At 42.9% G+C, this 1,170-nt stretch carries 1 protein-coding gene; it reads left to right on the top strand.

Annotated features, from left to right (window positions below; all coding sequences use genetic code 11):
* Positions 1–161: 161 nt before the first annotated feature.
* Positions 162–1,170 (top strand): hypothetical protein (locus EDD59_RS17645; protein ID WP_132384280.1); only part of this gene is annotated, 1,009 nt, incomplete at its 3' end.

The raw sequence follows: 1,170 nt of genomic DNA, 5'->3' as shown, positions 1-1,170 counted from the left end.
ATAAGTTCTCGGAATTTCCAGCCTTCATTTTTCAAGGCTTTCCATCCCTTTATTTTAAAAATCACCCACCTTTTTTGCCGAAAACACTTGACAAATCACCCAAAATTTGCGGCGAAGCCGATTGATTATATTTTATTTCTTTCGACTGGAGGCGATTTTTAATGTTACCTGTTATTTCTGGCGGCCATGCCGCCTATCAGAACTCTTTTCTTTCTGAATTCTTGAATTTTTATCCAGACCCATTCTCCCTTTCCAAGGATACATGGGAAATCATTATTGAATTCTGGCACCTTGATCTGTCCCTCACCGATCAGTTAATGGCTGACCGCTATTCCAAGCATGGACCCGAACCACGGCTCCCTTCTTCTATGCTGCGTTCCTACCTGCTTTCTATTAAATTTAAAATTACTTCAATTACCAGATGGGTTGCTTTACTCAAGGAAAATCCCTTGTACGCTATCCTTAGTGGTTTCTCTTTCGGGGATACTCCTGGGATTGGTACTTTCTACGACTTTTTTTCCCGCATGTGGGACTCTGGCTCCAACAACTTTTCTCCAAAAGAAAGGTTCCCTAAACCTAAAGTTAAAAAGGGTAAGAAGAAAGGGGACAAAACACCTGCCGATACGGAGTCTATTTCTTCCAGGCTGCTCCCTTTCCTGAAAAGGCATCCCATTACACCTAACCATGCCTTTTCTCTTATCTTTCGTCTTTACAAGCAGCAGTTCCTGATGCGTTCTGTCTCTTGCGGTCTTATTGATGACAAGCACCTAAGCCTCGCCGGTGACGGAACTCCTGTAAGGACCTCCTCCCTTCTGAGAAGCAAGCGGCTATGTGACTGTCGGGAAAGAGGAATTTCGGATTGCCACTGCAAAAGAAGGTTTTCCCAGCCTGATACCAATTCCGGATGGGATTCTTCTCGGGAATGCTACTTTAACGGCTATCATCTTTTTATGTTCGTAGCATCTGATTCTCATAGTGACCTTCCCGTATTTCCTTTATTGGAACGGGCCTCCCGCCATGATATGTTATCTTTCCTGCATTCATTTTTCACAATGAAATCTTATCTTCCTCAATTCAGGATTGAAAAGCTGCTTTTAGATTCTGCCATGGATGCCATTTCCGTTTATGGCTACTGTAAAGAGAATGCAATCTCTCCCTTTATCGATTTGA

Source organism: Muricomes intestini, assembly GCF_004346165.1.
GTDB lineage: Bacteria > Bacillota > Clostridia > Lachnospirales > Lachnospiraceae > Muricomes > Muricomes intestini.
The sequence above is the reverse complement of the archived record's forward strand: the minus strand, read 5'-3'. Positions and strand labels throughout refer to the sequence as shown.